Source organism: Blastococcus goldschmidtiae (genome assembly GCF_031845325.1).
Classification (GTDB): domain Bacteria; phylum Actinomycetota; class Actinomycetes; order Mycobacteriales; family Geodermatophilaceae; genus Blastococcus; species Blastococcus goldschmidtiae.
Genome location: NZ_JAVREI010000002.1, coordinates 60,149 through 79,793 on the forward strand (window position 1 = coordinate 60,149; position 19,645 = coordinate 79,793).

The 19,645-nt window shown below is 73.0% G+C and carries 20 protein-coding genes; 11 read left to right on the plus strand and 9 right to left on the minus strand.

Annotation, left to right across the window (positions count from 1 at the left end; all coding sequences use genetic code 11):
• Nucleotides 1-12: 12 nt before the first annotated feature.
• A complete protein-coding gene (locus RM425_RS05060; protein WP_311344090.1) occupies nt 13-804 on the minus strand; it encodes a crotonase/enoyl-CoA hydratase family protein in 792 nt (263 codons plus the stop codon).
• A gap of 59 nt (nt 805-863) precedes the next feature.
• Here RM425_RS05060 and RM425_RS05065 point away from each other — a divergent pair, with 59 nt between their 5' ends.
• The 5 genes from RM425_RS05065 (at nt 864) to RM425_RS05085 (ending at nt 6,127) form a co-directional block, all read left to right on the plus strand.
• Nucleotides 864-1,265, plus strand: coding sequence for a DoxX family protein (locus tag RM425_RS05065; RefSeq protein WP_311344091.1), 402 nt, complete (start codon nt 864-866; stop codon nt 1,263-1,265).
• 146 nt (nt 1,266-1,411) lie between these two features.
• Nucleotides 1,412-2,152 (plus strand): 3-oxoacyl-ACP reductase FabG, encoded by a 741-nt coding sequence (gene fabG, locus RM425_RS05070; protein WP_449495078.1) that lies wholly within the window; start codon nt 1,412-1,414, stop codon nt 2,150-2,152.
• Between the two features lie 58 nt (nt 2,153-2,210).
• Nucleotides 2,211-2,981: an enoyl-ACP reductase FabI gene (gene fabI, locus RM425_RS05075; protein WP_311344092.1), complete on the plus strand. Its 771-nt coding sequence runs from the start codon at nt 2,211-2,213 to the stop codon at nt 2,979-2,981.
• A 55-nt stretch (nt 2,982-3,036) separates the two neighbouring features.
• Nucleotides 3,037-4,179, plus strand: coding sequence for a ferrochelatase (locus RM425_RS05080; protein ID WP_311344093.1), 1,143 nt, complete (start codon nt 3,037-3,039; stop codon nt 4,177-4,179).
• 1,159 nt (nt 4,180-5,338) lie between these two features.
• Nucleotides 5,339-6,127, plus strand: a complete 789-nt coding sequence (locus tag RM425_RS05085; protein ID WP_311344094.1) for a hypothetical protein — start codon at nt 5,339-5,341, stop codon at nt 6,125-6,127.
• Nucleotides 6,128-6,285: 158 nt separating this feature from the next.
• Here the strand turns inward: RM425_RS05085 and RM425_RS05090 are convergent, their stop codons facing one another.
• From RM425_RS05090 to RM425_RS05100, 3 genes are all read right to left on the minus strand, one after another.
• Nucleotides 6,286-6,918, minus strand: coding sequence for a hemerythrin domain-containing protein (locus RM425_RS05090; RefSeq protein WP_311344095.1), 633 nt, complete (start codon nt 6,916-6,918; stop codon nt 6,286-6,288).
• Between the two features lie 76 nt (nt 6,919-6,994).
• Entirely contained in the window at nt 6,995-8,446 is a 1,452-nt protein-coding gene (argG, locus tag RM425_RS05095; RefSeq protein WP_311344096.1) for an argininosuccinate synthase, read from the minus strand.
• Between the two features lie 51 nt (nt 8,447-8,497).
• Nucleotides 8,498-9,235: a hypothetical protein gene (locus RM425_RS05100; protein WP_311344097.1), complete on the minus strand. Its 738-nt coding sequence runs from the start codon at nt 9,233-9,235 to the stop codon at nt 8,498-8,500.
• Between the two features lie 92 nt (nt 9,236-9,327).
• Between RM425_RS05100 and RM425_RS05105 the strand changes: the two genes are divergently transcribed.
• Together RM425_RS05105 and RM425_RS05110 are read left to right on the plus strand one after the other, a co-directional pair.
• Nucleotides 9,328-9,765, plus strand: a complete 438-nt coding sequence (locus RM425_RS05105; RefSeq protein ID WP_311344098.1) for an NfeD family protein — start codon at nt 9,328-9,330, stop codon at nt 9,763-9,765.
• Between the two features lie 78 nt (nt 9,766-9,843).
• The gene (locus RM425_RS05110; protein ID WP_311344099.1) at nt 9,844-11,067 is read left to right on the plus strand and encodes an SPFH domain-containing protein; all 1,224 of its coding nucleotides are present in this window, start codon (nt 9,844-9,846) and stop codon (nt 11,065-11,067) included.
• A gap of 114 nt (nt 11,068-11,181) precedes the next feature.
• On the opposite strand, the gene RM425_RS05115 is transcribed toward RM425_RS05110, so the two are convergent.
• The 3 genes from RM425_RS05115 to RM425_RS05125 form a co-directional block, all read right to left on the minus strand.
• The gene (locus RM425_RS05115; RefSeq protein WP_311344100.1) at nt 11,182-11,640 is read right to left on the minus strand and encodes a rhodanese-like domain-containing protein; all 459 of its coding nucleotides are present in this window, start codon (nt 11,638-11,640) and stop codon (nt 11,182-11,184) included.
• Nucleotides 11,641-11,771: 131 nt separating this feature from the next.
• Nucleotides 11,772-12,830, minus strand: a complete 1,059-nt coding sequence (locus RM425_RS05120; protein WP_311344101.1) for an RNA polymerase sigma factor SigF — start codon at nt 12,828-12,830, stop codon at nt 11,772-11,774.
• Nucleotides 12,827-13,324, minus strand: coding sequence for an ATP-binding protein (locus tag RM425_RS05125; RefSeq protein ID WP_311344102.1), 498 nt, complete (start codon nt 13,322-13,324; stop codon nt 12,827-12,829). Before RM425_RS05125 ends, RM425_RS05120 begins: the two co-directional genes overlap by 4 nt.
• Nucleotides 13,325-13,544: 220 nt before the next feature.
• Here RM425_RS05125 and RM425_RS05130 point away from each other — a divergent pair, with 220 nt between their 5' ends.
• Both RM425_RS05130 and RM425_RS05135 read left to right on the plus strand, forming a co-directional pair.
• Nucleotides 13,545-15,392 (plus strand): SpoIIE family protein phosphatase, encoded by a 1,848-nt coding sequence (locus RM425_RS05130; protein ID WP_311344103.1) that lies wholly within the window; start codon nt 13,545-13,547, stop codon nt 15,390-15,392.
• Between the two features lie 58 nt (nt 15,393-15,450).
• Nucleotides 15,451-16,458, plus strand: a complete 1,008-nt coding sequence (locus RM425_RS05135) for a DNA topoisomerase IB (RefSeq protein ID WP_311344104.1) — start codon at nt 15,451-15,453, stop codon at nt 16,456-16,458.
• Between the two features lie 100 nt (nt 16,459-16,558).
• Here RM425_RS05135 and RM425_RS05140 read toward each other — a convergent pair whose 3' ends face one another.
• Both RM425_RS05140 and RM425_RS05145 read right to left on the minus strand, forming a co-directional pair.
• Complete coding sequence (locus RM425_RS05140) at nt 16,559-16,957, minus strand: STAS domain-containing protein (protein WP_311344105.1); 399 nt, start codon at nt 16,955-16,957, stop codon at nt 16,559-16,561.
• Between the two features lie 259 nt (nt 16,958-17,216).
• Nucleotides 17,217-17,657, minus strand: a complete 441-nt coding sequence (locus RM425_RS05145) for a hypothetical protein (RefSeq protein ID WP_311344106.1) — start codon at nt 17,655-17,657, stop codon at nt 17,217-17,219.
• Between the two features lie 187 nt (nt 17,658-17,844).
• Here RM425_RS05145 and RM425_RS05150 point away from each other — a divergent pair, with 187 nt between their 5' ends.
• The gene (locus tag RM425_RS05150) at nt 17,845-18,438 is read left to right on the plus strand and encodes a DUF1360 domain-containing protein (protein WP_311344107.1); all 594 of its coding nucleotides are present in this window, start codon (nt 17,845-17,847) and stop codon (nt 18,436-18,438) included.
• A 177-nt stretch (nt 18,439-18,615) separates the two neighbouring features.
• Nucleotides 18,616-19,644, plus strand: coding sequence for a non-homologous end joining protein Ku (gene ku / locus RM425_RS05155; RefSeq protein ID WP_311344108.1), 1,029 nt, complete (start codon nt 18,616-18,618; stop codon nt 19,642-19,644).
• Nucleotide 19,645: the final 1 nt, after the last annotated feature.

The window sequence follows — 19,645 nt, forward strand, 5'->3', positions numbered from 1 at the left end:
GGAGCACGGCGGTCAGGCGGTCCCGAGCCGCGCGCGGACGACGGCGGCCTGCTCGGGGGAGCCGATGAGCTTCCCGATCTCGGTTTGCTCGGCCGCCAGTCCCTCGCCGAGCGGCACCCGGCCGGCGAGGTCGACCAGCCGCTTGACCGCCCGGGTCGCGTTCCGGCTGTGCCCGGCGATCTCGCCGGCCAGGGCGAGCGCCGCGGCCAGCGGGTCGGCCTCCTCGCGGGTGGCCAGCCCCAGCCGGGCCGCCTCGGTCCCGGACACCCGGCGGCCGGTCAGCGCCAGCTCCTTGGCGACGTCTCGGCCGACGAGCTCGGGCAGCAGCTGCGTGCCGCACATGTCGGGGCAGATGCCCCACTGGATCTCCATGAGCGACAGCTGCGCGTCGGGGGCGACCAGCCGGATGTCGGCGCCGAGGGCGATCTGCAGCCCGCCACCGAAGGCGTAGCCGTGCACCGCGGCGATGACCGGTGCGGGTACCAGCGACCACACGTGGACGGCCTGCTGGGCCAGCACGCCGGCCGCGCCCAGCGGCTCGCGGGGCACGACCTCGCGTGGCCCGCTCCTCTCGGCCATGGCCGCGAAGCCGCTGAAGTCCAGGCCGGCGCAGAAGGCGCGCCCGGCGCCGGAGAGGACCACCGCACCGACGTCGTCGCGCTCCATCAACTCCCGGCCGGTCGCGACGATCGCCTCGAACATCGGCGTGTCCAGGGCGTTCATCTTCTCGGGCCGGTCCAGCCGGACGGTCGCCACGCCGTCGGCCACCTCGAGCGCCACGCGGTGCTGTGCCTCGTTCTCCATCCCGGCTGTCTACGGCCGTGGCGCCCGGCCTGTCAACGAGCCCTGCCTAGGGTGGCGCCATGACCTCGCTGCCCCGCACCGCGGCCCGCCTGCTGCTCGGCGCCACGATGGTGGGGGCCGGGGTGCTGCACCTGACCACGCAACGGCAGGAGTTCCGGGCGCAGGTGCCCGCGTGGTTCCCCGTGGACGAGGACCTGACGGTGCTGGGCTCGGGCGTCGCGGAGATCGCGCTGGGCGCCTCGTTCATCGCGTTGCCGGGGAAGAAGCGACTCGTCGGCGCACTGCTCGCGGCGTTCTTCGTCGCGATCTTCCCCGGCAACGTCGCGCAGTACGTGGAGGGCGCCGACGCGTTCGGCCTGGACACCGACCGCAAGCGACTGGTCCGGCTGTTCTTCCAGCCCCTCCTGGTGCTCTGGGCGCTGTACGGCGGCGGGTGGCTGCGACGCGACCGGCGCGGGTGACGACGGGCTGCGGCCCCGCCGGTCGTTGATCATCGGCGATCGGCTGCTCGACACGCCGCCGGGCCCGACCCGATGCCGATGATCGACTCGGGGCAGGTTCGTACCCGCCGGTAGGCGGTGTGACCTGCGACCAGGGGATAGGTTCGATGCAGGACTTCGGCGTCGTCGGCAGGGGAGTGCACGTGGGCAGATCGGTGCTGGTGACCGGCGGCAACCGGGGCATCGGGTTGGCCATCGCGCGCTCGTTCGCCGAGCAGGGCGATTCCGTGGCGGTGACCCACCGCGGCAGCGGCGCCCCCGACGGGCTCTTCGGCGTGCAGTGCGACGTCACCAGCAGCGCGGACGTCGACCGGGCCTTCACCGAGATCGAGGCGCGCCAGGGCCCGGTCGAGGTGCTGGTGAGCAACGCCGGCATCACCCGCGACGGCCTCCTCATGCGGATGAAGGAGGAGGACTTCGCCGACGTCCTCGACGCCAACCTCACCGCCGCCTACCGGGTCGCCAAGCGGGCCAGCGCCAAGATGGTCCGCGCCCGCTCGGGGCGGATGATCTTCGTGTCGTCCGTCGTCGGCCTGCTCGGCTCGGCGGGTCAGACCAACTACGCGGCGTCGAAGTCGGGCCTGGTCGGCCTGGCCCGCTCGATCGCCCGCGAACTCGGCAGCCGCAGCATCACCGCCAACGTGGTGGCGCCGGGCTTCGTGACCACGGACATGACCGCGGCGCTGCCGGAGGCTCGGCAGCAGGAGATCCTGGGGCAGGTGCCGCTGGGGCGGTACGCCTCCACGGAGGAGGTGGCCGGCGTCGTGCGCTTCCTGGCGAGCGACGCGGCCGGCTACATCACCGGGGCGGTCGTCCCGGTCGACGGCGGACTGGGGATGGGGCACTGATGGGGACTCTTCGCTGGGTGCTGGCCCCGAGCCGCACCGGACCTGAGGTGGAGTACTGATGGGCATCCTGGCGGGGAAGACAGTGCTGGTCACCGGCGTGCTGACCGAGGCGTCGATCGCCTTCGCGACGGCGCGCATCGCCCAGGAGCAGGGCGCCACCGTCGTGCTGTCCAACTTCGGGCGCGCGCTGTCGCTGTGCCAGCGGATCGCCAAGCGGCTGCCGCAGGAGGCCGCCGTCGTCGAGCTGGACGTGACGAACACCGAGCACCTCGGCTCGCTGGCCGACCGGCTCCGGGAGCAGGGCGTCGACTCGCTCGACGGCGTCGTCCACTCGATCGGATTCGCGCCCCAGGAGGCGATGGGGGAGGGCTTCCCCGAGGTCGCCTGGGAGCACGCCGCCACCGCGTTCCAGGTGTCGGCCTGGTCCTACGCCTCCCTCACCCAGGCCTGCCGCCCGCTGCTCGCGAACCCCTCCTCGGTCGTCGGGCTCACGTTCGACGCCACCGTCGCCTGGCCGGTCTACGGCTGGATGGGCGCGGCCAAGGCGGCCCTCGAGTCCACCTCCCGCTACGTCGCCCGCGAGCTCGGACCCGAGGGCGTGCGGTCCAACATCGTCGCCGCCGGCCCGCTGCGCAGCATGGCGATGAAGTCCATCCCCGGCAGCGCTCAGTTCGAGGAGGCCTGGGAGGGCCGCGCACCGCTGGGCTGGTCGGTCACCGACACCGAGCCCGCCGGCAAGGCCGTCGTCGCGCTGCTCTCCGACTGGTTCCCCGCCACGACCGGCGAGATCGTCCACGTCGACGGAGGCTTCCACGCCGTCGGCGTGTGACGCCTCACAGAGCCACGCTGCATCCGGAGACACCTCGTAACAGGAAAGAATTCTTGTGCCCCGCGCCATCGTCGACATCACCCCTGCCGGTCAGCGTCCCGACGAGAACCCCTCGCTGGCCGTCCGCAACAACGGCGGCGTCGAGCCGTCGTCCGCCCCGGCGCCGGCCGGACGCCGTGAGGCCCTGCTGCTGCTCTCCTTCGGCGGCCCCGAGGGCCACGACGACGTGATGCCGTTCCTGGAGAACGTCACCCGCGGCCGCGGCATCCCGCGCGAGCGGCTGGAGGAGGTCGCCGAGCACTACCACCACTTCGGCGGCGTCAGCCCGATCAACGATCAGAACAAGGCGCTGCTCGCAGCCCTCGAGGGCGGCCTGCGCTCGGCCGGGATCGACCTGCCGGTCTACTGGGGCAATCGCAACTGGGCGCCTTACGTCGAGGACGTCTGGCAGCAGATGGCCGACGACGGCATCCAGCACGCCTACGTCCTGGCGACGTCGGCCTACGCCTCGTTCTCCGGCTGCCGGCAGTACCACGAGGACATCGCCCGGGCCCGCGCGGCGATGACCGGGGACGCGGGCGCGGCCGGCGGGCCGACCGCGGAGAAGCTGCCGCACTACTTCGACGCCGAGGGCTTCGTGCGTGCCAACGCCGACGCGCTGGCCGCCGCCCTGGCCGAGCTGCCCGACGACGTGCGCGACTCCGCCCGGCTGGTCGCGACGGCGCACAGCATCCCGGACTCGATGGCCGCCGTCGCCGGCCCGCAGGGTCACGCCTACGAGGCCGAGCTGCAGGCCGCCGCGCGCCACGTTGTCGACCTGGTGGCGCCGGGCCGGGCCTTCGACCTCGTGTGGCAGAGCCGCAGCGGCCCGCCGTCGGTGCCCTGGCTGGAACCCGACGTCAACGACCACCTGAGCGCGCTGGCTAAGGCGGGGGAGACGGCCGTCGTCCTCTTCCCGGTCGGGTTCGTCAGCGACCACCTCGAGGTGATCTGGGACCTCGACAACGAGGCGAAGGAGACGGCCGAGGAGCTCGGGCTGGCTTTCGCCCGCGCCGGTACGGCCGGTACCCACCCGGCCTTCGTCGCCTCCCTGGTCGAGCTGCTGGCCGAGCGCCGTGCGGGCGGAGAGCCTCGGCTGGGCACGAACTGCCCCGCGTTGTGCTGCTTCGTGCCGCCGCGGCAGCGCCCCACTGCCTAAGGGGCGACCGGTCCCGCGGCTCGAGAACGTCACGTCCCAGGAACCTCGCTGGGTGCGTTGCCCATGTGCCGTCCTCTTGTCGCTTGCGGCGATCTGCAACGAGTGCGTGCAGGGCCACCGCCCCGAAGCACGCTGAGCTCAGCTCGGTAGCCCATCACCGCGAAGTGACCGCGTGGATCAGGTCGACACCCTGCACGGTCAGGAGGACGAGGACGAGGCGGCGACGCCATGGCGCCAGGCGGCCTGCGTGCTCCGCCGGGGGCTGAGCGAGTCGGCGATGGAGCCACTGCGTGCCCTCTCCATGCCGGTCCTTGCTGGGCCCACATCCCCGCAACTCGCCGGGGTGGTTCGAGCCGTCTTGTCTACCGAGGCCGCCTTAGCGGTGAGTCAGCGCGTGTCACTGTGCGGCCCACTAAGGTGCAACCGCGCGGAGCTCTCAACTCGACGACTAACGCAGTAATCAGGAGTCGGAAGGCTGCGGCTAGCGAGCCCGCCGCATGTCCCCTCTGGCGCCTACGACTGACGGCCGCGCCGGTACTGCAGGAAGTCGCCAATGGCTAGCGCGACCCCGATGCCCGCACAGGCGTAGCCAGCGAGGAGGATAAATCCTCCGCCGATGTCGCTGGGCGCTCCGATCTTGCCGATCTCGAACGTCTTGCACAGAGCGTATGTCGCAATCAATGCGACCCCTCCGAAGAGAGTCAGCAGCGTTACTCGGCGCACGACGGCTGGGCGCTGACCGGGGGGCATGCGATGACACTAGAGAAGATCCGCGCCGAGATGGAGCGAGTTTCACCTCCGGCGCCTCTACCGTGGTTCGATCACCCTCGTTGCAGCGGGAGCGCTGGTGCTTGTCGCCCTGCTCCTGATCGTCTATTGGTCCGCCCGGCCCTCGGACTCCTGGGCGGCATATTCCTGTCCGGGGATCCGGCCAGTAGCCGATCGGCCCCGCCAGACCCTCGGGTTCATCAGTCCAGCCAAGGCCATGGAGCGGCTACTGTCCGACCCCGGAAAGCCAGTCGTTGCGACGACCGCTTGAAACCGCCGCCCACTAAGGGACATCCGCGGGGGTGACATTCTGTTCGCATCTGGGCATTGGCGACGATCTTCCAGGGACGATGGCCGAGTGAGTTTCTATGGACTTGAGCCGGTCGCTGATGTGTCCGTCGGCGACTGGATCGCAGCTCGAATCAGCGACTTCGGGAGTCGGGTGTGCGACGTCGTTCCGACAGGGTTCGACGCCTACGCCCGCGTTTTACACCCCGCCCAGGATGAGCAAGGTCATCCGGTGACCTGGACAGAGGCGTGCCAGCGGACTGGTCAGACGCCGCACGCCACCATGCTCTGGAGCTCCATCGCACCAACCATCAACGAGATGCGGACGACGGGCCGCTGGCCGTTCCGGCAGACGGCGCGGTCGTCCACCGCGACGTGGCACGGCCGCGAGCCCGCAGAAGGCAACGTCCCGACGTCGACTCTGGTCGCGCTGCTGGATGCGCTGGACCGCTTCACCCCTGCCGGGTCGGACTGCTACCACGCGGTCTGGGAGGGATGGTCGTGGCTGAACGCGGGCCCGATGCGCCTGCAGCGCAGGACCCTCCTTGGTGGGCTTGCGGCACCAGCAGTCGCGCCTTCCGGGGCCCTGCCGCAGGACTTGCTGGCCGGTCCGCTGTTCCGCCTTCCCGGCCGCGACTACCTCCTCTTTCGAGGCCCCCTGCGGGCAGCGCTCAGCATCGGCGTGCAGGAGCCCGACGGGCACGAGGAGCGGCAGTCACCCGACCTGCTGTGGCCTGCCGATCGCACCTGGTGCCTGGGCAGCGAGATAGACTTCGACTCCACAGTGATCGGCGGGTCCAACCAGCTCATCGAAGCCCTGCTCCAGGCTCCGGGCCTGGAAGCCTGGCCCGTCGCGGCAACCGACGACCTGACACCGAACCGCGGATGGTGACGGCTGTCCCTTAAGCCGCCTTCTGGGCGACTGCGTTCTGTCGGGCCGCCGGCGCTCCGATCGGCGCCACACGGGTCAGACACCTGCATCGGCTGCCTTCGCGGACCACAGTCGTCTGCGGGGCACCCTGAACACCCGTCGCCGATGGGGCTCGAGAGTCACTTCCAGGTGCGGGCGACGTCCCTGTAGTAGCGGCGGCCGAAGGTCCTCGACAGCACGGTGACCACCGGAGTGGGCACCGTCTGCTTCAGGAACGCGCGGTGCTCCGCGCTCATGCCGTCGGTGAGCCAGGCGAAGAAGCGCCCCGTCACGGGCAGCGGCTGGCTGCGCAGCTTCTTCTCCACGGCCTTCCACTCGGGGCTGTCGTGGAACGGGGCGAGCTGCGGCTCGAGCTCGGTCTCCTCGTGCCGGAGGTGGCGTTCGGTGACCTCCCGCGTGCGCAGCAGACTGTCCCGGGCCGCCGCGGCGTCGACGGCCCGACCGCTGCCCGCGAGGGTCGCCATGGCCGCACCGGTCTCCGCCAGCGCTTCGGCCATCGCGTGGTGCTCGCTCTCCATGGTGTCCAGCAGACCCCGGTCGACGCCCACCGAGGCGAGCATCGGCCAGATGTGGGTGTCCTCGCCCTCGTGGTGGAGGGTGAGCTCGGTGCGCAGGTTCGCGTAGGCACGCTCCAGCGCCTGGGCGCGTGACCGGTCGCCGTCGGCCATGCCGGCCAGCGCCTGGTCGAGGCGGTCCAGGTCGCGCCGTACCGCGGCGTGGATGACCCGGTTCATCGTCAACTGCTCGGTCATGCCCGACGACCGTAGCCCTGGCCCGATCGCCGGAGCAGGGGTTCGTGCGCGCGGGAAGAAGCCCCGGAGCGGTGGGTCAGTCGGTGCCGGACTCCATCGCCGCGCGGTCGAGCAGCTCGTCGTGCTCGGAGACCTCGCCCCGGCTCGCGATCGCCTCGGCGCCGCCGGCCTCGGAGGCGTCGATGAGCCCGGTGGACGCCGCCTGCGCTGCACCGATCGCGGCATGGGTGGCGGAGCCGCCGACCATGCCGATCCGCGCGTACTGCTCCAGGCGCGCCCGGGAGTCGGCGATGTCGAGGTTGCGCATGGTCAGCTGGCCGATCCGGTCGACCGGGCCGAACGCGGAGTCCGAGGTGCGCTCCATCGACAGCTTGTCCGGGTGGTAGCTGAACGAGGAGCCGGTGGTGTCAAGGATCGAGTAGTCCTCGCCGCGGCGCAGCCGGATCGTCACCTCACCGGAGACGGCCATGCCGACCCAGCGCTGCAGCGACTCCCTGAGCATGAGCGCCTGGGGGTCCAGCCAGCGGCCCTCGTACATGAGCCGGCCCAGCCGCCGGCCCTCGGAGTGGTAAGTGGCCAGGGTGTCCTCGTTGTGGATGGCGTTGACCAGCCGCTCGTAGGCGATGTGCAGCAGTGCCATGCCGGGTGCTTCGTAGATGCCGCGGCTCTTGGCCTCGATGATCCGGTTCTCGATCTGGTCGGACATGCCCAGGCCGTGCCGGCCGCCGATCGCGTTGGCTGCCATCACGAGGTCCACGGCGGAGTCGAACTCCTTGCCGTCGATGGTGACCGGCCGGCCCTGCTCGAAGCCGATCGCCACCGTCTCCGGCTCGATCGACACCGCCGGGTCCCAGAACCGCACGCCCATGATGGGCTCGACGGTCTCGATGCCGGTGTCCAGGTGCTCGAGGGTCTTGGCCTCGTGGGTGGCGCCCCAGATGTTGGCGTCGGTGGAGTAGGCCTTCTCCGCGCTGTCGCGGTAGGGCAGGTCGTGGGCGACCAGCCACTCCGACATCTCCTTGCGCCCGCCGAGCTCGGTGACGAAGTCGGCGTCCAGCCACGGCTTGTAGATCCGCAGCCCGGGGTTGGCCAGCAGCCCGTACCGGTAGAACCGCTCGATGTCGTTGCCCTTGTAGGTGGAGCCGTCGCCCCAGATCTGGACGTCGTCCGCGAGCATCGCGCGCACCAGCAGCGTGCCGGTGACCGCGCGGCCGAGCGGCGTGGTGTTGAAGTAGCTGCGCCCGCCCGAGCGGATGTGGAAGGCGCCGCAGGTCAGCGCGGCCAGGCCCTCCTCGACCAGCGCGGCGCGGCAGTCGACCAGCCGCGCGAGCTCAGCGCCGTAGGCGGTGGCCCGGCCGGGCACCGAGCCGATGTCGGGCTCGTCGTACTGCCCGATGTCGGCGGTGTAGGTGCAGGGGACGGCGCCCTTGTCGCGCATCCACGCGACCGCCACCGACGTGTCGAGACCGCCGGAGAACGCGATGCCGACGCGTTCGTCGACCGGGAGAGACGTGAGCACCTTGGACACGAGCACAAGTATTCACGACTCTGCATGACCATGCAGCACTGGGTCCGACGGTCAGCGGGGCAGCGCGTTGTACGCCGCCGTCACCGCCTCGCGGACGGCGCCGGACAGGGGACGCAGGACGGCGTCCCGGCGGGCGGCCTGCGCCTGGTTGACCGCGCCGCCCGGCGCGTCGGCCATGGCCAGGTCGAGGACGGCGGCCACGCGCAGGGCCCGGCCCAGGATGGCCAGGGCGAGTGGGTCGTGGTCGTCGGGCAGCCCCGGCGCCGGCTTCGGGCGGGCCAGGCCGGCGAGCAGCTCGGGCACCTCGGGGTGCCAGCGCGCGAGGTCGAGCTCGGCCAGCGTCCGGGCGGAGTCGGTGACGGCGAGGTCGAGGGCGCCGGCCGCGGCGCGCAGCGTGCCCTCGACCGGCGGGGGCGGCGGGGCGATGCCGTCCAGCGGGAACGCCGTCCACTGCAGGACCTCGGGGCCCAGCGGCTCGGGGATCATGACGACCCGGTCGCCGACGGCGGCCTGCCCCACCTCCAGCGCGACCGGTGCCAGTCCCGGCACCGCGGGCAGGCCGCGGACGTCGCCGGGGGCGGGGAGCACCAGCCGCAGCCGGCGTTCGCCCAGGCCGCGCAGCGCGGCGAGCGCCTCGCCCAGGGGGACGGCGCCGTCGGTGCCCGGCAGCCCGCTCACCCGGTGGGCGGTGTCGCCGGTGACGGCGTCGAGGGCCTCGTCGAAGGAGGTGCGGCCGGTGAGCCAGGCGGTGGCCCACACCGCGAGACGGCCGGCGGGGAAGTCGTGCACCGGGCGAGGCTACGTCGGCGGCGCGTCGTCCCGCCGGGGTGCGCGGCGTGCGCCGTCCCACGTCCGGCCCCCGGCTCTGCCAGACTCCGGCCATGGCTGCGTGGCTGCTCTGGTTGATCGCCGCCGGCCTGTTCGCCGGCGGCGAGGTGTTCACCCTCGACCTGGTCCTGCTGATGTTCGCCGGCGGCGCGCTCGGCGGGATGGCCGTCGCGCTCGCCGGGGGCGCGGTGGCGTTCCAGCTGCTCGCCTTCATCGCCGTCTCGCTGGCACTGCTCGCCGTCGTCCGGCCGATCGCCAAGCGGCACCTGACCGAGCGCACGCCCCTCCAGCTGGACGGCGTGGACGTGCTCGTCGGCCGCACGGCCACGGTGACCCGCGCGGTCGACGCCGCCGGTGGCCGGATTCGCATGGGCGCCGACGAGTGGTCGGCCCGCACCCAGTACGAGGGCGAGGCCTACGCCGTCGGCACGACCGTCCGCATCCTGCAGATCCAGGGCGCGACGGCGGTCGTGGGGGACGCCCTGGAGTGAACGAGCGGCCGGCCGCGTGACCGGCGCTGCGGGACGTGAAAGGGTCGGCCCCGACCGCCCCCGACGAAGGAGTCTCCCGTGGACGCCGCTCTGATCGCCCTGATCGTCGTCGCCCTGCTCTTGATCTTCGTGCTCGCCAAGAGCGTGACCATCGTGCCGCAGGCCCAGGCCAAGGTCATCGAGCGGCTGGGCCGCTACAGCCGGACGCTCACGCCCGGTCTGTCGATCCTGGTGCCCTTCGTCGACCGCGTGCGCGCGACCATCGACCTGCGCGAGCAGGTCATCTCCTTCCCGCCCCAGCCGGTGATCACCGCCGACAACCTGCAGGTCGGCATCGACACGGTCCTGTACTTCCAGGTCACCGACCCGAAGCTGGCCGTCTACGGGATCGCGAACTACATCACCGGCATGGAGCAGCTGACCACCACGACGCTGCGCAACGTGGTCGGCGGACTCAACCTCGAGGGTGCGCTGACCGGCCGCGACGGCATCAACAGCCAGCTGCGCGAGGTGCTCGACGGGACCACCGGACCCTGGGGGCTTCGGGTCGCCCGCGTCGAGATCAAGGCGATCGACCCGCCGGCCTCCATCCAGGACTCGATGGAGAAGCAGATGCGCGCCGACCGCGACAAGCGCGCCATCATCCTGACCGCCGAGGGTGCCCGGCAGTCGGCCATCACCACCGCCGAGGGCGAGAAGGCCTCGGCCATCCTCTCCGCGGAGGGGCGCAAGCAGGCGGCGATCCTCGAGGCCGAGGCCGAGCGGCAGAGCCGGATCCTGCGCGCCGAAGGTGAGCGGGCGGCGCTCTTCCTGCAGGCCCAGGGTCAGGCCAAGTCGATCGAGACGGTGTTCCAGGCCATCCACGACGGCAAGCCCGACCAGGGACTGCTGGCCTACCAGTACCTGCAGACGCTGCCGCAGATCGCGCAGGGCGACGCCAACAAGATGTGGATCGTCCCCAGCGAGTTCAGCAAGGCGCTCGAGGGGCTGGCCAGCCTCGGCGGCGCCGAGGGCGGCAAGTCCTGGATGGACGTCGAGCCGTCGGCCGACGGGCGCACCGCTCCTCCCGAGGGCGGCATCGACACGAGCAGCTGGTTCGAGTCGCAGCTCCCGCGGGCCGCCGACCAGCCCGAGGCGAAGATCGAGATGACGAGCATCAGCGACTCCACACCCGCCGTGCCCGCGCCGCCGCCGTTGTCGCAGCTCACCCGGGACGTGCGGGACAGCGGGCCGGCCGCCGATCCCGCCGTCCGCGAGCAGTTCGCCGCGGACGACGACGGCACCCGCCCGCCGCAGGGCTGAACCGGCCCGTCGCAGGGTGGGCCGGTCGCGCGGCCCCGGGTGACGAACCGTCGGGAGCCCAGGACCGCCGCGGTCCTGGGCTCCTGCCGTGCCCGGGCCGGCGCGCTCCGGGACTCAGCAACCGCCCGGCCCGGGCGGGCGCGCCGACGACGCCGGCGCCGTCAGGGGGTCGACGGGCAGCCGGGTGCGCCCGGACGCCGTCGCCACGGCCAGACCCTCGCGCGCCCAGTACTCGAAGCCCCCGAGCATCTCCTGCACGTGCCGGTAGCCGGCCCGCGCCAGCGTGAACGCTCCGCGGGTCGAGCCGTTGCAACCCGGACCCCAGCAGTAGACGACCAGGTGCGGGTCGTCCTGCGGTGCCGGCAGCTCGATCAGCCGCGCCTCCAGCTCGGGCAGCGGCAGGTGGCGGGCGCCGGGCACGTGGCCCTGGTCCCAGGCGGCTCGGCTGCGCACGTCGAGCACGAGCAGGTCCGCACCGGTACCACGTGCGGCGGCGACGTCGGAGGGATCGGTCCCGAAGCGCAGCCGGGCAGAGAAGTGGGCGACGGCGTCCTGGTCCGCTGCGGTGGTCATGTGCCCACCCTCGCCGGGACGGAGCGCCGGCACGAGTGGCCGGGTTGCCAGATGTCGCAGCGGATCTGCCTCCCGGCACGGCTGCGGCCCGGGACCAAGAGGTCGCGGGCCGCGGCCGTGCCGGTGGCTACTCAGTCCTTGAGCAGGCCCTCGCGCAGCTTGGCCAGCGTCTGGGACAGGAGTCGGGACACGTGCATCTGCGAGATGCCGATGTCGGCGGCGATCTGCGACTGCGTCATGTTGCCGAAGAACCGCAGGATCAGGATGCGGCGCTCGCGGGCCGGGATGGTGGCCAGCAGCGGCTGCAGCGACTCCCGGTACTCCACGCCCTCGAGCGCGGCGTCCTCCTCGCCGAGGGTGGCGGCCAGAGTGGGGGAGTCGTCGTCGCCGGAGAGCCGTTCGTCCAGCGAGCTGCTGCGGTAGGCGTTGGCGACGGCGAGGCCCTCGAGGACCTCCTCGCGCGGGATGCCCAGGTGCTGCGCGAGCTCGCTCGGCGTGGGCGCGCGGCCGTTCTTCTGCGCCAGCTCCCCGACCGCCGCGTTGAGCGACAGGTGCAGCTCCTGCAGCCGGCGCGGCACGCGCACCGACCAGCCCTGGTCGCGGAAGTGCCGCTTGATCTCCCCGGTGATCGTCGGCACCGCGAAGGAGAGGAACTCCACGCCGCGGGTCGGGTCGAACCGGTCGATCGCGGCGATCAGACCCAGCGTGCCGACCTGCAGCAGGTCGTCGAAGGGCTCGCCACGGTTGCTGAACCGGCGGGCGAAGTGCCGGACCAGCGGCAGGTGCTCCTCGACGAGGATCTCCCGCAGCCGCTCCCGGCGCGGGTCGTCCTTCTCCAGCGTGGCCAGCTCGGCGAACAGCGGCGCGGTGCGCTGGGCCCGGCGCCGGTTGTCCGAGATCGGCGGAGCATCCTCGGTGGGAGGGGACTCCTCGGCGGCCACACTGTTGGCCGCCACATTCTCGACGGCCGCACTCTCGACGGCCTCGCTCTCGACGGCCTCACTCTCGACGGCCTCGCCCTCGGCGGGTGTCTCGGCCACGGCCGGGAGCTCCGCTACGGGGAGGTCGGCGGCGTCGGGCCGGGCGCCGGTCGCCACATCCACCTCCGGCGCCTCCCGCGGCTCGGGTGTGACGCCGTCCCGTGAATCCACCCTGATCCCCGCGGGGTCGGTGGCGGGAGACCGGGTCATCGGGCCACCGAGAGGTTCTGCCCCGCCCCGCCCGTGAGCTCGGCGGGACGCTGACCCGGCAGGAACTTGTCCATGGTGATCACGGCGACCGGTGCGGTCGAGCCATCCCCGCCGGGGACCTGACCCTGCGTGGCGGGCCGGCCCTCGACCGCGTCGACCAGCGTGGCCAGCACCGCCCACCCGAATCCGTCCCGCGGCACGTCGACGCCCTCGGTGGTGGGCACCCAGGCCTCGATGTGCAGCCCGGAGCGCGTGGTCTCGAAGACCACCGTCAGCGGCGCGTCGCCCGCGACGACGCTGGCGAGCGTCGCGCAGGCCTCGTCGACGGCGAGGCGGAGGTCCTCGACGCTGTCCAGGTCGTAGTCCATCCGGATGGCGAGGTCACCGGCCATCGCCCGGACCGCCGGGAGCTGCATGGGGGTGATGGGCACCCGCAGCTCCAGCCGTTCCGCACGCCGCCCGTCCTGCGCGAGGGCACCCCTCGAGTCCACCATCCGCTATCCGCTCCTTCGTCCCGGCGCACTCGGCTGTCGAGCCGCACGGTGTCCATCCTGCCCCGCCGCCCCCGGTGGGGGCCGACAGGCCCTCGGCGGGCGAGAGCCGACGGGTTCTACTACCACCGCAGGAACCGGCCGAAACGTGCGCTGCCCCGCCCGTGCGGGGTCGACACGGCGCGGTTGCCGAGGTCGAGGGCCTGTTGTTCCCTGGCCATGGATGAGCACCGACCAGGGGAGTCTGTCAACCCCTCCGGACGCCCTCGGGCCGGAGGGGGCCGCTGCGCTGCTCGCGGGCATGGAGACGGCGCCGGCAGCGATCTACTGCGTGGGCGGTGCGGGGCGGACGATCTGGGCCAACGCCAGCGCCCGCCGCCTGGGCGCCGACCTCGACCGGCTGCCGCCCGTCGACGGCCGGCCCCTGGCCGGGGTGGTGGACGCGGTGACCGGCACGGGCCGGGCCGACACGCTCCGCGGCCCGCTGGGGCAGGACGGGCCCTCGGTGACCGTCGTCGTCCGGGCCATGTCCTTCGCGGGTGAACGCGGCGCGATGGCCGTCATCGAGCACGACGACCCGGACGCCGTGCCCTGGCCGTTGCCCGCCGCGCACGCCGTGGAGGCCGCCCAGTCCTCGCTCCTGCCGCCGTTCCTCCCGATGCTGCCCGACCTGGCCCTGGCGGGCAGCTACCACCAGGCGACCTCGGTGCGGGCTGCCGGCGGTGACTGGTACGACGCGGTCCCGCTGGGCGACGGGAAGGTCGCCCTCGTCGTGGGGGATGCGGTGGGCCACGGCGTCGCCGCCGCGGGTGCGATGAGCCGGCTGCGCGGCGCCATGCGCTCGACGGCGTTGCGCGATCCGTCCCCGCCGGCGGTCCTGGCCGATCTGGACGCCTTCGCGGCTCCGATGGACGACGTCGAGGGCGCGTCGGTGTTCTACGGCGTGCTCGACTCCGCCACCGGCGCGCTGTCCTACACCACGGCCGGGCACCCGGCCCCTCTCGTCGTCCGACGGGACGGCAGCGCCTCCTTCCTCCCGGTGACGCCGCGTCCGCCACTGGGCAGCATGCCCGGCGCGGAGACGCCGGTGCACGGGTACGAGCTCGCCCAGGGCGCCACCCTCGTGCTGTTCTCCAACGGGGCGCTCGCCGGGGGCGGCAGCGACTACGCGGTCGCGCTGGACCGGCTGGTCGCCGCTTCGCGGGAGGTGCTGGGCCGGCCGGGTGCGGGTGACCCGGGAACCGCCTCCGGGCTGGCCGTGGAGATCGCCGAGCTGGTCCGGCCGCCGCACGACTGGCCCGACGACGTCGCCGTGCTGGTGGCCCACCGTCGCGAGATCGCCCTGGAGCCGTTGCAGCTGGACCTCGTGGCCGTGCCCGCGTCGCTGCCGGGGGTGCGGCGCCGGCTCAGCGCGTGGCTGACCGAGCTGGGCATGGGGGAGAACGACCGGGTCGGCGTGATGGCCGCCGTCGGTGAGGCCTGCGCCAACGCCGCCGAGCACGCCTACCGCGGCACGGAGCCGGGCCCCATGTCGGTGCGGGCGGAGGTCGACGCGGACGGGGTGCTGTCGGTCACCATCCACGACGACGGGACCTGGCGGGCGCCGGACCGCGATCCGGGCGACCGCGGCCGAGGGCTGCTGATCATGCGTCAGCTCGTCGACAGCGTCTCGCTGGACGACCGGAACGGCACGACGGTGACGCTGTCGATGCGCCTGCGACGCAGCCCGGAGCCCGAGCCGTCGTCGGCGGCCGGTGCCGACGGCGCCACCGTCGTCGTCGACCGGGACGGCCCGCGGCCGGTCGTCCGCGCCACCGGAGCGGTGGACGAGTCGTGCGCCGGACAGCTGCGGATACGCCTCCTGGAGGCCAGCCACGGCGGCACCGTGCAGGTCGAACTGGACCTGCACGAGGTGACGCTGTTCAGCAGCGCCGCGGTGCGCGTCGTCCTCGCGATGGCGCGGATCGCGCGGGACGAGGGGTGGCGGCTGATCGTGCACGCCGCCGAGAGCGGCGTGACCCGCTCCGTGCTGGAGGTCAGCGGCCTCGGCGGCCTCGTCGACCTCCGCTGACGGGTGACCGCGCGCCCGCCCGGGTTTGCGCGCCGGTCCCCGTGCTCATCCTCCGGCGGTGAGACTGCGGCGGAGCGACGTGAACGGACCCGGCTACGGACGTCGTCGGGCAGGGCGGGGCTTCGCCTACTACGACACCGACGGCGCGCTGGTCAGGGACGAGCGGCTCGACCGGATCCGCGGCCTGGCCATCCCCCCGGCCTGGCGGGACGTCTGGATCTGCCCGTGGCCCAACGGCCACATCCAGGCCACCGGTGTCGACGCGGCCGGGCGGCGGCAGTACCGGTACCACGACCAGTGGCGGGTGCGCCGGGACGCCGAGAAGCACGAGCGGGTGCTGGAGATCGCCCGCCAGCTGCCGGACGTCCGGGACGAGGTGACCGCCGCGCTGCGCACCCGGGGACTCAACCGCGAGCGGGTCCTGGCGACGGCCATCCGGCTGCTCGACCTGGGCGCCTTCCGCGTCGGCAGCGAGCAGTACGCCGAGGAGAACGGCACGTACGGGTTGGCCACGCTGCGCCGGGAGCACGTCCGGGTGCGGGGGGAGCGGACGTTCTTCTCCTACACCGCCAAGGGCGGCATCGAGCGCGAGGTGGAGCTCACCGACCGTCCCACGGCCACCGTCGTCCGCCAGCTGCTCGACCGCCCCGAGGGAACGGGGGAGGAGCTGCTGGCCTACCAGGTCGAGGACGGCACCTGGCGGGACGTGACCAGCTCCGAGATCAACGCCTACCTCAAGGAGATCAGCGGGGCGGAGATCACCGCCAAGGACTTCCGGACCTGGAACGCCACGGTACTGATGGCGGCGCAGCTGGCCGAGGCGGCGCGGCCGACGTCGCGCACCGCCCGCAAGAAGATCGTCAGCGCCGCCTACAAGCAGGTGAGCGAGCAGCTGGGCAACACCCCGGCCGTGTGCAAGGCCAGCTACGTGGACCCGCGGGTGGTCGACCGGTTCGAGCACGGTGAGACCGTGGCCGAGGCCCTGCGGGAGGCGGCGGAGGCAGAGGCGGACCGGGATGCCCAGCGGCTCCTGGAGCAGGCGGTCTGCCAGCTGCTGTCGGCCTGAGACGGGACGAGGGCCCCCCGGCGAACCGGGAGGCCCTCGTCCGGCCCCCTGCAGGGCCCCGCCGCGAGCTAGCGAGCGGTGGGGGGCAGGGGGTCCTTCTTCAGCGTGCGGTGCTGTCGGCGATCGTGAACAGGTCGATCAGACCGGTCACCTCGAGCGGCCGCGTGACGGCACGGGTCGTGGCGATGAGGCGCAGGGCGACCTCACGGCTGCGGGCGGACTTCTGGGTCTCGACGAGCACGGCCAGGCCGGCAGAGCCCAGGAACTGGACCCCGGACAGGTCGATCACCAGCTCGCGCGGGGACTGCTCGAGCTGGCTGTCCAGCGTCGAACGCAGCACCGGAGCGGTGAAGGTGTCCACCTCGCCGACGACCTTCACCGTCACCACGCCGTCCTCATCGGTGGAGGTGGAGAGCGTGATCACGTCGTCGAAGGGTGCCTCGGTGCCTTCGCTCGACACGTCGGGCTGCCCCTCGGCGGGCAGGTCGGAAGTGGTCACGGACGGTGCTCCTCTCGGCGGCGGCGCGGCGGCGCACCGCCCGGTCAATCTACCGCTGACGCGTCGCGGGGTATGGATCACCCCGGTTCCGCGCGTGGTCGACGCGGCCGGAACGGGCCCTCGTGGGACCTGCTCCGGAGCGGCTGCCTGCTCAACCGCTGACTCAACGTAGACAACCGGACGCGGACGCGCCAACCCGCCCGGCAAGATCGCGGTGCCGGACCGCGTCCGCCCGGGCGGGTGGGAAGAGCTGAGCCGGTCAGCCGTCGGTGATGTGGACGGCCGACTCCTCGGGGCCCTCGCCGCCGATCACCGCGTCGCCCGTCGCCTCCATGTCGTCCGCCGTGCGGTTGGTGCCCGAGTCGCTGTCGGGCGTGGTGTTGAGGTCCTGCTCGAGCTGCACGTCGGCGCGCTGCGGGTCCTCGGCCGGGCGGACGTCGGGACCGTCGTCGGGGAGCTCGCGGTCCAGCCGGCCGGTGAGCGACTCGCCGTCGGCCTGCTCGGACGCGGTGGTGCCGAAGTCGGTGGTGGCGGTGGGCCGCTCACCGGGCAGCGCCTCGAACTGGGGATCCTCGGCGCGCTGCATGGTGGGGGAGTCGTCCTGCGCCACCTCAGGGATGCCGTCGTCCTCGGGGAAGATGTCCCGGGCGGTCTGCCCCTCGGTCTGCGTGGTGCCGTCGGTCGTGCCGGGGTCGGTCATGCGGTTCTCCGTTCGTCGGGCGGGTGCACCCGCTCTCGTCGTCCCCGGGGGGACCGGGAGCCGGTCCGTGCGGACCGGCGTCGGACCACGGCCCTACCCGTGGCCTCCGTCGCCATGCCTCGGTGTGCGCTCGCGCACGGTCGGGCGTGGCGGGTTCGCCCGGGCGGCGCGCGGGTAGCGCGCGCCCATGGCGATCGCAGACGAGGTGCAGCGGATCGGGGCCCCGGTCCGACGGTGGGCCCGCACGCAGAAGCGGGAGTACACCGACGGCGAGCCGCGTCCGCTCGCCGCGGACCTCGGCGCGATGGGTGTCTACGTCGGCCTGGTGTCGGCGGCCGCCGCGGCGGTGCGCGTCTCCGGCAGGGAGCTGCCCGATCGGATCCCGCTGGGCGACGCCGCCCTGCTGACGGTGGCCACCTTCCGGCTGGCGAGGCGGATCGCCAAGGACCCGGTGACCGCGCCGCTGCGGGCGCCCTTCGTCCGCTTCGAGGGCCCGTCCGGGCACGCGGAGGTCGCCGAGGAGGTCCGCGAGCACGGTGGTGCGAAGCACGCCGTGGGGGAGCTGCTGACCTGCCCGTTCTGCCTGGCCCAGTGGGTCGGCACCGGTTTCGTGTTCGGCTACGTCAGCGCGCCGAGGGCCACCCGGCTGGCCGCGCTGACCATGACCATGGTGGCCGGCTCCGACGTCCTCCAGTTCGTCTACGACGCCATCCAGAACGGCATCCTCACCGGCTCCATCGAGGACGACGAGCCGCAGGGCGTGGACGCGGGCGGGCAGTGACGGCACCCGTCCCCTGAGCCGCCGGGCGTGTCGGGCGTGTCCCGCCGTGTCCTCCGACCGGGGGAGGCGGCGTGTCCGCCGACCTGCCGCCGGTGGCCCCGCGCCCCTATCGTGTGATCTTGACCCGGTCGTGGGTCGGTCGGGGCTCCCGTCGGGGACCACTCGGGAAGGGGCGGCATGCGATCGATCTGGCGCGGGGCCGTGTCCTTCGGGCTGGTCAGCATCGGGGTGAAGCTGTACTCCGCCACCGAGGACAAGGACATCCGCTTCCACCAGGTGCACGCCGCCGACGGTGGCCGGGTGAAGTACAAGCGCGTCTGCTCGATCGACGGCGAGGAGGTCGAGTACCGCGACATCGCCAAGGGCTACGAGCTGCCCGACGGCCAGGTGGTGATCCTGACCGACGAGGACTTCGACGAGCTGCCCCTGAGCACCCGGCGCGAGATCGAGGTGCTGCAGTTCGTCGACCAGGCCGAGATCGACCCCATCCAGTTCGAGAAGACCTACTACCTGGAGCCCGACGGCCCGGCGACGCGCCCCTACGTGCTGCTGCGCGACGCCCTGGAGAACGCCGGCCAGGTGGCGATCACCAAGATCGCGATCCGCCAGCGCGAGTCCCTGGCGGCGATGCGCGTCCGGGACGGCATCCTCGTGCTGCACACCATGCGGTGGCCCGACGAGATCCGCCGTCCCGACTTCGCGTTCCTCGACGAGGACGTCTCCGTGCGGCCGCAGGAACTGCAGATGGCCGAGGCGCTGATCTCGTCGATGTCGGGCGCGTTCGACCCGACCGAGTTCACCGACGACTACCGCGAGGCGATGACCGCGCTGCTGGAGGCCAAGCAGAGCGGCGGCGACGTGCAGCAGCCACCGGAGGTCCCCGACGACGGCGCCGCGGTGGTCGACCTGATGAGCGCGCTGCGGCGCAGCGTCGAGCGGGCCCGCGGCGGCTCCGCGGGTGCCGACGACGCCGCTGCGGCGGACGACGCGGCCGCGGAGGAGAAGCCGGCCAAGAAGACCCCGGCCAAGCGGGCGCCGGCGAAGAAGGCGGCGGCCGCGAAGGCGCCCGCCGAGAAGCCGGCCGCGAAGTCGCCCGCGGCGAAGAAGCCGACCGCCGCCAAGAAGACGACGGCCGCGAAGACCGCGGCCACGAAGAGTGCGAGCGCCGACAAGCCACCGGCCAAGCGCGCCCGCCGCAGCGCCTGAC

Excerpts from the sequence above, each read along its gene's own strand:
- RM425_RS05130 (WP_311344103.1), top strand. The coding sequence starts at position 13,545 with ATGAGCACCGACCAGGGGAGTCTGTCAACCCCTCCGGACGCCCTCGGG.
- fabG (WP_449495078.1), top strand. The coding sequence starts at position 1,412 with ATGCAGGACTTCGGCGTCGTCGGCAGGGGAGTGCACGTGGGCAGATCG.
- fabI (WP_311344092.1), top strand. The coding sequence starts at position 2,211 with ATGGGCATCCTGGCGGGGAAGACAGTGCTGGTCACCGGCGTGCTGACC.
- RM425_RS05145 (WP_311344106.1), bottom strand. The coding sequence starts at position 17,657 with ATGACCGACCCCGGCACGACCGACGGCACCACGCAGACCGAGGGGCAG.
- RM425_RS05060 (WP_311344090.1), bottom strand. The coding sequence starts at position 804 with ATGGAGAACGAGGCACAGCACCGCGTGGCGCTCGAGGTGGCCGACGGC.
- ku (WP_311344108.1), top strand. The coding sequence starts at position 18,616 with ATGCGATCGATCTGGCGCGGGGCCGTGTCCTTCGGGCTGGTCAGCATC.
- RM425_RS05065 (WP_311344091.1), top strand. The coding sequence starts at position 864 with ATGACCTCGCTGCCCCGCACCGCGGCCCGCCTGCTGCTCGGCGCCACG.
- RM425_RS05120 (WP_311344101.1), bottom strand. The coding sequence starts at position 12,830 with ATGACCCGGTCTCCCGCCACCGACCCCGCGGGGATCAGGGTGGATTCA.
- RM425_RS05105 (WP_311344098.1), top strand. The coding sequence starts at position 9,328 with ATGGCTGCGTGGCTGCTCTGGTTGATCGCCGCCGGCCTGTTCGCCGGC.
- RM425_RS05125 (WP_311344102.1), bottom strand. The coding sequence starts at position 13,324 with ATGGTGGACTCGAGGGGTGCCCTCGCGCAGGACGGGCGGCGTGCGGAA.
- RM425_RS05090 (WP_311344095.1), bottom strand. The coding sequence starts at position 6,918 with ATGACCGAGCAGTTGACGATGAACCGGGTCATCCACGCCGCGGTACGG.
- RM425_RS05150 (WP_311344107.1), top strand. The coding sequence starts at position 17,845 with ATGGCGATCGCAGACGAGGTGCAGCGGATCGGGGCCCCGGTCCGACGG.
- RM425_RS05115 (WP_311344100.1), bottom strand. The coding sequence starts at position 11,640 with ATGACCACCGCAGCGGACCAGGACGCCGTCGCCCACTTCTCTGCCCGG.